Origin of the sequence: Streptomyces sp. NRRL WC-3549 (assembly GCF_000721935.1) — a bacterium.
Classification (GTDB): Bacteria; Actinomycetota; Actinomycetes; order Streptomycetales; family Streptomycetaceae; genus Streptomyces.
Genome location: NZ_KL585406.1, coordinates 25,600 through 35,495, shown reverse-complemented (window position 1 = coordinate 35,495; position 9,896 = coordinate 25,600). Strand labels below are relative to the sequence as shown.

Here is a 9,896-nt window from a genome sequence, read left to right as displayed (position 1 = left end):
CCCGCCGTTTCCCCGGCGGGCGTCTCGACCTCGTCGAGGATCGCCCCGGTGGAGGCGTCCGCCACCAGGACGCGGCTGGTACCGGACTTGTCCTCGGGGCCGGTGTGGGAGACACGGGTGAAGGCGATCCGCGTGCCGTCCGGGGAGAAGGCGGGGTCGATGTCCCAGTCGAGAGGGGCGCGTCCGTCCAGCCGCAGCCGGGCGGGGGCCGAACCGTCCGCGTCGGTCAGCCAGATGCGGGCGACCCGCGCGCCCTGCTCGGCCTCGAACCGGGTCACCACGATCTGCCGGCCGTCCGGGGTGTAGGTCTGCCGCTCGTGCCAGGGGTCGTACCCCTCGTGCGGGTCGAACAGCCGGCTCGCGTCCTCCAGCGCCTCCGGGTCCTCCTGGAGGACGGAGACCCCCAGGTCCCGCGGGTCCGAACCGTCCACCCGGACGTCCTGCAGCGTCGCGTCGTGCGACGACGGTGCGCTCGTGCGGGCGACCACCGCGGACCCGCCGTCCTGAGGGCCCAGCCAGGTCGGCGAGCCGACCGCGCGGTTCTCGCCCAGGATCCGCTTCAGGCCCTGGTCCGCGGCGGGTCCGGGCGTGAACCGGTAGACGTTGTCGTAGGGGTCGCAGGTGCAGTTCTGGTCGGGGCTGAGGAAGAGCACCTCCTCGCCGTTGGGCAGCCAGGAAGGGGACTTCGTGCTCCAGTCGGCCTGGTTGCCCGGCTCGCCGGGGTCGTCCTCCAGCAGGGGGCGGTCACCGCCCCTGCCGTCCGTCACCCACAGATGGGGCCGCACCTCCGGCTCGGTGTCCGTGGGCGTCTCCAGGACGAAGGCGACGAGGTCGCGGTGGTCGCCGTCGCCCACCGGGTTCCACGCGGGCTCGGTCGCGTCGCCGGCCGGGGTGTCACTGATCCGGCGCTCCGGGCCGCCGGACAGGGCCCGCTCGTAGATCTGCCGTCCGCGCGCCGGGTCGGCGTCGCTGGAGTAGGCGAGCCGGGAGCCGTCCGGGGAGAACGTGGGCGAGACCTCGTCGGCGGCCGTGACGGTGAGCCGGTGCGGACCGGACCCGTCGACGCCGACCGTCCACAGGTCCCGTGGCGCGTCCGTCCCGGCCTCGTCGGCGGCCACCGCGTCGAAGACCACCGTGCTCCCGTCCGGCGAGAGTTCGGGGTGCTCGGCGTCGAGTCCGGTGGTCAGCTTGCGTACGGAACCGTCCGTGTCGCGCAGGTACACCTGGGGGTAGGCGGCGTCGCGCAGGCTCGTGAAGACCAGCAGACCGCCCCGGGCCGAGGGCTGCTGGTCGAAGTGCGCGGGGCTGGTGTCGAAGAGCGGGGTGCTGGCCTGCTCGTTCGAGTCCGGTACCACGCCCAGGGTGAGGTGTCCGGTGCCGGCGAAGGTGATCCGCCCGGCATCGGTGGCCGTGCCGTCGTCCGCCTCGGCCGCGGCGGCCGGTGAGGCACCGAGCGGTGCGGGGGCGGATCCCGTCATCAGCAGCGGGGCCAACAGCACTACGGCGCCGGTCAGTGCGCCCAGACGGGCGTACCGGGCAGCCGGGCCAACGGTGCCGGTCACGGGTCACCTCACAGTCGGATCGGGGCAGGCCTCATGGCTCTCCACCCACAAGGGTCGCCCTCCCGCACGGGGAGGTACAGGCCGCAAGTACCCGGGGCGGGGGAAGCGGGCTTGCCCTTTCCGGCCATCGCGCGGTGCCGTCCCGCCGCGCCGTTGCGCCGCGCCGTCATGCCGGGGCGCCGCGGCGGCCCGGCGGGCCCGGTCACCGGGCCGTGCCGTCCCGCCGTCCCGTCCGTCGTCTGCGGGGTGGTGGGGCCCGTCCGGTCAGATGAGCCCGTGCCGCATGGCGTACCCGACGGCATGGGCCCGGTTGCGCAGTTGCAGACGTGTCGCCACCTCGTGCAGCACGTTCTTCACGGTCCGCTCCGAGTAGGACGTCTTCTGGGCGATCTCCGCGGTGTCGAAGCCCTCCGACACCAGCCTGAGCATGTCCGCCTCACGGGTCGTCAGGGTGGAGAGGGTCAGCCCCCGGGGGTCGAGCACCGTGCGCTGCACCCTGCTGACGTGGTCGAGGAGCTTGCCGAGCAGGTCGCCCGGCAGGACGCCCTCCCCCTTCGCCATGGCGGTCACGAGTCGGACGAGCCCGTCCCGGTCGGCCTCGGAGCGCCGTAAGACCGCGGCCACCCCGCACTCGATCATCGTCTGCAGCGAGCCCGCCTCGAACAGGCCGACGACCAGCCCGGTGCGGGTCGAGGTGTTGCGCTGCAGCCGGTGCAGCAGCTGCACCGTGGGTTCGTCCACCCGGTCCACCACGACCAGCGAGGCCCGGGCCCGGTCCGCGTCGGCGTCCGCGAGCAGCTCGATCTCCGGGCGCTGGCGCAGCTGCTGGACGACGCCGGTGTGCAGGACCGGGTCCTCCGCGTACACGGCCACGGAGACGCGTTCCGGGGTGGTGGGGGTGTCGGTGGCCGGTCCGCCCGGTCCGGTGTGTTGCCGGGGAACCCTCGGTTCATGTGTCGTCTGCGTGAATATCATCGCTCACTGTCCGTATTCTTCCGATTTCTCGTTCACTGCGCCTGGGGTGTGCGGTCCGGATGCGTGGGCCCTCACGGCCCCCGGGGGCCGACGGGGAAGGCCGGGGCAGCGTGGGAGCGTGCCCTGGGGGCAGCGCCCGTGCCCGGTCGTTGCCCTCCCGTCTCTGCTGGACGGGCGGTGCGGTGACCTAGCGTCGGATCGTGACCACATCTGCCGAACTCGCAATTCCCGAGGTGACGGTGTCGCCCGGCGGCGAGGCGACGACGACCCTGACCGTGCGCAACGACAGCGACATCGTCGAGGCCTACGCACTGGAGGTGGTCGGCGACTGTGCCGCGTGGAGCACCGTCGAACCGGCACGCGTCTCGCTGTACCCGGGTACCTCGGAGCAGGTGACGATCCGGCTGGCCCCGCCGCGCTCGCACGAGGTCCGGGCCGGACAGACGCCCCTGGGCGTACGCGTCCTGCCGGCCGAGCACCCCGAGCGGGTGGTGGTGCCCGAAACCACCGTGACCGTCGAGGCGTTCCGGGAACTGCGCGCGGAGCTGAGCCCGAGGCGCCGGCGCGGCTGGCTCGGCGCCCGGTACCGCACCGCGGTGCAGAACCGGGGGAACACCCCCGTGGACGTCGCCTTCGCGGCCCGGCAGGCGGGCGAGGACCTGAAGTTCGCCTTCGCCCCCGACACCCGGAGCCTCGAACCCGGCGAGTCCGCCGACGTACGCCTGCGGGTGCGGACCCGTAAGCCGATCTGGTTCGGTGCGCCGGCGACCTGGCCCTTCGAGGCCGAGGCGGCCGAGGCGGCCGCGGCCGGGGAGGACCCCGCCGAGGCGGAGCAGCCCGGGCGGAAGGAGTCGCTGCAGGGCGAGTTCCTCCAGCTGCCGGTGTTCCCGAAGTGGCTGCTGATCGTGCTCGCCGCGCTGCTGGCCCTGCTGGTCGCCTGGTTCGCCCTGGTGAGGCCCGCGGTGCGCAGCACCGCCGAGGAGGCGGGCACCCAGGCCGCCGAGAAGCAGGTGGCCCGGGGCACCCAGCAGCAGGGCGCCCAGACGCCGGGCACCGGTGGGGCGCCGGACGCCCAGGGCGCGGGCGGCGGCGAGACCGGGACCGGCGCCGCGGGCTCCGGGACGGGTACGGGCTCCGGATCGGGCAGCGGCACGGGCGCAGGCGGCGGAGGCGGACAGCAGAGCTCGGCGACGATCGACGTACAGACGGCGGGCGGAGCCGAGGAGACGGGGACCTATCGCGTCCCGGCCGGAAAGGAATTCGGCGTCACCGACATCGTGGTGGCGAACTTCCAGGGCGACGAGGGAGTGGTGACCATCTCCTTCGGGGAGCGGAAGATCACCACGATCGCGCTGGAGACCTTCCGCAACCAGGACTACCACTGGGTGACCCCCATCCAGATTCCTCAGAAAGCGACCGTCACCGTCTCCGTGACCTGCGAGAAGCCCGGCACCCCCGCCTCCGGGAAACAGGCGTCCCGGTGCCACCAGGTGCTCAATGTCAGCGGTGTGCTGCGCGATCTCGAACCGTAGCAACAAGTGACAGCCGGCCCCGACAGCTTCATTCCTCCCGAGCCTGATGAGAAGCGCGGAATTCCCGGGCTGTCCGGAAAGTGATTATCCCGGGGCGGGTAATTCTGTGGCCGGAATCACGTAACCGGTGCTCGCCGGTCGCCGGGGATTCCGGCGAGGGGGAGTGGTGGTGGGGCGGTGACGGTTCGGCGGCGCCGGGGGAACCGGCATCACTCCAGGTCACAGGGGCTACGGGAGGGTGCGTCCGGGTACCCCGGCGGGGCCGGAGGGGGGCCGGGGCTCCGCGGTTCCACCCCGATGCGAAGCCTCGCGCGCATTCTGGCCGATAAATGACGCCCGGATGTCGCGCCGGCGGCTGGAACCGATGCGGTCCACTGCCGTCGGCGGCCCGTCCGTGCCCCGGCTGTGGCCTTTACCGGACGGACCTGAAGCGCACGTGAATTAGGGCTGAACGGCTTTCTGCCGGGGCCGGGCGGCCCTTGCCGAAACGTGCCCGTAACAATACTGCGCGGAATCCCGGTATGTGGGACGGGCTGCGGAATCTGTGGCGCCGGCCACCCGGAAACACGCCCGGTCCGGTTGCCGGGACCTTTCCGGGGCCGCCCGCGCGTCCCGCCCCGGCGGCCGGAACGCCTCCCGACCCGCGTACCGGTGACCGCCGCCCCGCAGGACGGAGGACCCGGGGCGGCCGGGCGTCCGAGGAGTCCGGCGGGCCCGGAACTCCGGTGCCGCTGTCCGAAGTCCCTGGTATAGCTGGGCATTCACGGGTGAGGGGGACGACGGGATGACACGGGAGCTGCCCGCACAGCAGTCCGGGACGGCGGTCCGGCTCCGGGCCGCCGCGGCGGGGGACGCGGAGGAGGTGACCCGCCTCTTCCTGGCCTCGCGGGCCGCCGCCCTGCCGTATCTGCCCCGGGTGCACAGCGACGAGGACACACTCGCGTGGATCACCCATGTCGTCCTGCCCGGCAGCCGGGTGTGGGTGGCCGAGGGCCCGGCGGGGGAGATCCTCGGCTTCGCGGCCCTGGACGGCGACGCCCTCGACCAGCTCTACCTGCGGCCCGACGCGCTGCGGCGCGGCATCGGGACGCGGCTGCTGGACCGGGTCAAGGCGGCGTCCCAGGGCGAGTTGAGCCTGTACACCTTCCAGCGCAACACCGCCGCCCGCGCCTTCTACGAACGGCACGGGTTCACCGCCGAGGCGTACGACGACGGCAGCCGCAACGAGGAAGGCGAGCCGGACGTCCTCTACCGCTGGACGGCCGGCGGCTGACCGCACGCCCTGAGCGCCGGGCGGTAACCGTACGGAACCGTGCGGACCGCACACCGGCGCCGGGGGCCGCGGGCCGCGCCGGCCATGGGGCGGCCCGGGGCACCGCCCGAACCGCCCGCGACGGCTGCCCGGAATCCGCCCGCGGCACCCTCCCCGGGAGAGGGACGGCGCGGTGACCGAGCGTCTATTGTTTTTCACCACAACGGCACACGGGGGGTTGGATGCACAGCGAGGGCATGACCGGCCAGGGCTCGGGCCACGGCCCGGACACGGTGATCGCGGGGCGCTACCGGCTGTTGAGCCAGCTGGGACGCGGTGGGATGGGGGTGGTCTGGGAGGCCCTCGATACGAGTCTGGACCGGAAGGTGGCCGTCAAGGGGCTGCTCCACCCCGGCGCCGTCACCCCCGGCGCCCAGGCGCAGTGGGTGAACCGGGCCCGCCGTGAGGCGCAGGCCATCGCCCGGATCGGGCATCAGAACGTGGTCGCCGTGCACGACGTGATCGAGGACGGCAACCAGGTCTGGATCGTCATGGAGCTGCTCAACTCCCGCTCCCTGGCCGACCTCCTGCGCGAGCAGCAGCCACTGTCCGTACCGCACGCGGCCCGCATAGGGCTCCAGGTGCTGCGCGGACTGACCGCCGTGCACGAGGCGGGCGTCCTGCACCGGGACGTGAAGCCGCACAACATCCTCTTCCGCCCCGACGGCCGCGCGCTCCTCATGGACTTCGGGATCGCCACCTTCGAGGGCGCCGCCCAGGTGACCCGGACGCACGAGATCATCGGGACGCCGCAGTACCTCGCGCCCGAGCTCCTCAGCCGCACCCCCGAGCACCCGCACCCCGCGACGGCCGCCTCCGACCTGTGGGCGCTCGGCGTCACCCTCTACGAGATGGTCGAGGGCAGACGCCCCTTCGACGGGACCACCAGCTACGAAGTCCTCATCGCCGTACGCGAGTCCCCGGCGCCGCCCATGAAGTACGCCGGGCCCCTCGCCGCGCTGATCGACGCCCTGCTGCAGAAGGACCCCGCGCAGCGCCCGGACGCCGCCGAGGCCGAGCGGATGCTCCAGGCCGTCACCCGGGACTTCGCCGCGCTCGATCCTCCGGCCGCCCCGAAGACGGCGGGGGCCGCCCGGCGCGAACCGCCGGCCGGCGCCGCCCGCCCCGAGCCGTCCGGCGGCGGACGCCGGGGCCGGGACCGGTGGAAGGTGCCGGCGGCCGTCCTCTGCACGGCGCTGCTCGCGGGCGCGGCCTGGTTCGCCTGGGGGCAGCAGGGCGGCACCGGCACCCAGGCGGGCGGGTCGGACAAGGGGGCCGCGCCGGACGCCGGCCGGGCGGAGCCCCGGTACAGCGACACCCATGACGTGCTGCGGATCGGTGTCAAGAAGGACCAGCCCGGCCTGAGCGTGAAGTCCGGGGACACGTACAAGGGCTTCGAGGTCGATCTCGCCAAGGCCATCGCCCGGGAGCTGGGCTTCGACGACGCCCAGGTGCAGTTCGTCAGTGTGAACTCCGGGAACCGCGCCGACTACCTCCGGACCGGCCGGGCCGACCTGGTGCTGGCCAGCTACAGCATCAGCGAGGAACGGGAGAGGGACGACGAGGTCACCTTCGCCGGGCCCTACTACGAGGCCCTCAGGGGGCTGCTGGTGCGCAAGAACCGTCCCTACAACGACCTGAGCGATCTGCAGGGCGACCCCCGCGCCGAGGTCTGCACCGCCAGGAAATCGGTCTACGAGTCCTGGATCAAGACCCAGCGGCTGGCCGGCCAGCAGGTCCTGCGCTCCGGCTTCGAGGACTGCGTCAAGGCGCTGCTGGACCCCGCGACCCGCGTCTACGCGGTGGCCACGGACGACGTCATCGTCGCCGGGCTCGCCGACAAGTACCGCGAGAAGACGAAGGCTCTGGAGAGTCTCGGCGGCGCGGAGGGCTACGGTGTCGCGACCAACGCGGGCCGGACGGGCCTGCACACCGAGGTCTGTGCGGCCCTGTCGAAGATCGTGGACACCTCGGGCGGGAAGACCTCGACGTGGGCCGAGATCTACGACAGGCACCTCAAGCCGATAATGAAGCAGCCCAGGGAGGACGGGCCGCGACCGACGCACTGCTGAACCGGCCGCCCCCCCGTGTGCCTGGCGGGGCGTCAGATGACCGGCGGGCGGCCCAGTCGGGTCATCCGCCACACCGTCCGCCAGCGCATCGGGCTGCGTACGCCGCAGGGCGTGCGGAACCCCTCCGCGAAGCCCGACGCCCAGGCGCGCAGACCGGGGGCCGAGCGGGTACGGGCGACGGTGAGCAGGACCCACGTGCCGAGGTAGGCCGGGACCAGCGGGAGGGGCAGGTTGCGGCGGGCCAGCCAGACGCGGTTGCGGGCCGTCATCCGGTAGTAGACGGCGTGCCGGGCCGGGGACGTCTTGGGGTGCTGGAGCAGCAGGCCGGGTTCGTAGAGGATCTTCCAGCCGGCGTCCAGTGCCCGCCAGGACAGGTCCGTCTCCTCGTGGGTGAAGAAGAACTCGGCGGGCCACGGCCCCGTCTCGGCGAGCATCTTCATGGACAGCGCGTGGCCGCCGCCCAGGAACGCGGTGACCGGGCCGCGGCGCATCGGGTCGCCGGCCCGCAGCCGCGGCACGTGGCGGCGCTGGGTCTCCCCGCGTTCGTCGGCGATGCGGAAGCCCACGATGCCCAGGCGCGGATCGGCCGCGTACAGCTCCTGGACCGTGCGGAACACCGACGCGTCGACCAGGAGGCCGTCGTCGTCCAGCTCGACCACCACGTCCACGTCGCCCAGTTCGGCGAGTCTGGCCAGGGCCTCGTTGCGGCCGCCGGGGCAGCCGAGGTTCTCGTCGAGCTCGATGGTGGTGACGCCGCCCGCCAGGTCCGTCAGGCCCGGGAAGGCGCTGTAGTCGGGCAGCCGGGTCCCGTTGCCCACCACGACGACCCGGTCGGGCCGTACGTCCTGCATGGCCACCGACGCCAGCAGCGCCTCGACCTGCTGCGGGCGGTCGCCCATGGTGACGACGGAGACGCCGATACGTGGTGCGGACAAGACTCGGCTCCTGGGGGCTGGGGCTGGGGGCTGCTCGGCGGCGGGGGCCGCGGTGCCCGCGATCGTAACGCCTCGCCGTTCATCGGGCGGTGGCCGCCCGGCCGTCCGCGGGCCGCTCGTCGTTCGGCCGGGAGCGCGTCGGCACGTCCCGCCGTTCGTCCCCGCCCCGCTGCCGGCCGCGCACCGGCCGTGTCCGGTCGGACGGGAGGGGGCTCGTGCCGCCCCCGCCGGGCGTCACCGCACGGCGGGGGCGGGAGCGGTCAGTGGCAGGAGGTGACGCCCTTGCCCTTCTTCCAGGAGCAGGAGTCCAGGAGCGCGCCGGAGGGCTTGATCAGCCTCGCCTTGTCACCGGTGTTGTTCCAGACGTACGAGCCCCGGTTCCAGTACACGTGGGCCCCGCCGTTCCTGCCCTTGCCGGTGTGAACCCGGACGGTCTTGCCCGCGGCGACCGTGTAGCTGGGGAAGGTGTACGTGTACCCGGTGTTGTCCTTGAGCTTGTAGCCCTTGAGCTGGAGCTTCTTCTTGCCGTTGTTGTGGATGTCCACGTACTCGGCGTTCAGCGAGGCGTTGGAGCGGGTGTCCTTGCCCGGGCTGTCGTACTGGATCTTCCCGAGGTGCAGACCGCCCTGGTGGGAGGCGGCGGACGCCGGGGCGGCGGTGAGCAGCGAGCCGGCCAGGGCGAGGGCGGCGGCGGCCACGGCGGGCGAGGCGACGGATATGCGCATGCGAGGTGGTCCTTCTGTGTGCATCCGGTGAAGGCCAGTAGCATACGGGCGCCGGGCCCGGGTCCGGGCGTCGCAGGAAAAACGACCGAACTCGGTCAGCTTCCGCCGCAGTTCGGTCAGGTATGGGCGGGAAGGTGAACGGTTCAGCCCCGGCCGACGTACGGCATCGTCGTCGCCATCACCGTCGCGAACTGCACATTGGCCTCCAGCGGCAACTCGGCCATGTGCAGCACCGTCCGCGCCACGTCGGCCGCGTCCATCACCGGCTCGACGGCCGTCCTCCCGTCCGCCTGGAGGGTCCCGGTCCGCATCCGCTCCGTCATGTCGGTGGCCGCGTTGCCGACGTCGATCTGCCCGCAGGCGATCCGGTACGGCCGCCCGTCCAGCGACAGCGACTTCGTCAGCCCGGTGACGGCGTGCTTCGTCGCCGTGTACGCGATCGAGTGGGGGCGCGGCGCGTGCGCGGAGACCGAGCCGTTGTTGATGATCCGGCCGCCCTGCGGGTCCTGCCCCTTCATCAGCCGGAACGCCGCCTGCGCGCACAGGAACGACCCCGTCAGATTGACGTCGACCACACCGCGCCAGTCCTCGTAGGCCAGCTCCTCGACCGGGGCGGAACGCGGCCCGAAGGAACCGGCGTTGTTGAACAGCAGGTCCAGCCGCCCGAAGCGGTCGCGCACGGTGCCGAAGAGGTCCGCCACCGCGCGCGGGTCCGTCACGTCCGTCGGGACGCACAGCGCGTCGCCCCCGCCGGCCGCCGCGGCGGTCTCCTCCAGGGGCGCG

The 9,896-nt window shown here is 73.1% G+C and carries 7 protein-coding genes and 1 pseudogene; 3 read left to right on the top strand and 5 right to left on the bottom strand.

Going from position 1 to position 9,896, the window contains the following annotated elements; all coding sequences use genetic code 11:
• Window positions 1–1,562: pseudogene (locus tag IH13_RS0118765) on the bottom strand (PD40 domain-containing protein); the annotation flags it as partial.
• Between the two features lie 264 nt (window positions 1,563–1,826).
• Window positions 1,827–2,537, bottom strand: a complete 711-nt coding sequence (locus IH13_RS0118760) for a response regulator transcription factor (RefSeq protein ID WP_031085920.1) — start codon at window positions 2,535–2,537, stop codon at window positions 1,827–1,829.
• Window positions 2,538–2,737: 200 nt separating this feature from the next.
• Between IH13_RS0118760 and IH13_RS0118755 the strand changes: the two genes are divergently transcribed.
• From IH13_RS0118755 to IH13_RS0118745, 3 genes are all read left to right on the top strand, one after another.
• Window positions 2,738–4,069: a COG1470 family protein gene (locus IH13_RS0118755; RefSeq protein ID WP_031085918.1), complete on the top strand. Its 1,332-nt coding sequence runs from the start codon at window positions 2,738–2,740 to the stop codon at window positions 4,067–4,069.
• A gap of 784 nt (window positions 4,070–4,853) precedes the next feature.
• Window positions 4,854–5,342, top strand: coding sequence for a GNAT family N-acetyltransferase (locus tag IH13_RS0118750; RefSeq protein ID WP_037841745.1), 489 nt, complete (start codon window positions 4,854–4,856; stop codon window positions 5,340–5,342).
• 221 nt (window positions 5,343–5,563) lie between these two features.
• Entirely contained in the window at window positions 5,564–7,453 is a 1,890-nt protein-coding gene (locus IH13_RS0118745; RefSeq protein WP_031085913.1) for a serine/threonine-protein kinase, read from the top strand.
• A 32-nt stretch (window positions 7,454–7,485) separates the two neighbouring features.
• Here IH13_RS0118745 and IH13_RS0118740 read toward each other — a convergent pair whose 3' ends face one another.
• The 3 genes from IH13_RS0118740 to IH13_RS0118730 all read right to left on the bottom strand — a co-directional run.
• Complete coding sequence (locus IH13_RS0118740; RefSeq protein WP_031085912.1) at window positions 7,486–8,388, bottom strand: glycosyltransferase family 2 protein; 903 nt, start codon at window positions 8,386–8,388, stop codon at window positions 7,486–7,488.
• Between the two features lie 260 nt (window positions 8,389–8,648).
• Entirely contained in the window at window positions 8,649–9,113 is a 465-nt protein-coding gene (locus tag IH13_RS0118735; RefSeq protein WP_031085910.1) for a lamin tail domain-containing protein, read from the bottom strand.
• Window positions 9,114–9,256: 143 nt separating this feature from the next.
• Window positions 9,257–9,896 (bottom strand): SDR family oxidoreductase (locus IH13_RS0118730; RefSeq protein ID WP_031085909.1); only part of this gene is annotated, 640 nt, incomplete at its 5' end.

Coding starts and splice junctions, on each gene's coding strand:
- IH13_RS0118745 (WP_031085913.1), top strand. CDS start 5,564: ATGCACAGCGAGGGCATGACCGGCCAGGGCTCGGGCCACGGCCCGGAC.
- IH13_RS0118760 (WP_031085920.1), bottom strand. CDS start 2,537: ATGATATTCACGCAGACGACACATGAACCGAGGGTTCCCCGGCAACAC.
- IH13_RS0118750 (WP_037841745.1), top strand. CDS start 4,854: ATGACACGGGAGCTGCCCGCACAGCAGTCCGGGACGGCGGTCCGGCTC.
- IH13_RS0118735 (WP_031085910.1), bottom strand. CDS start 9,113: ATGCGCATATCCGTCGCCTCGCCCGCCGTGGCCGCCGCCGCCCTCGCC.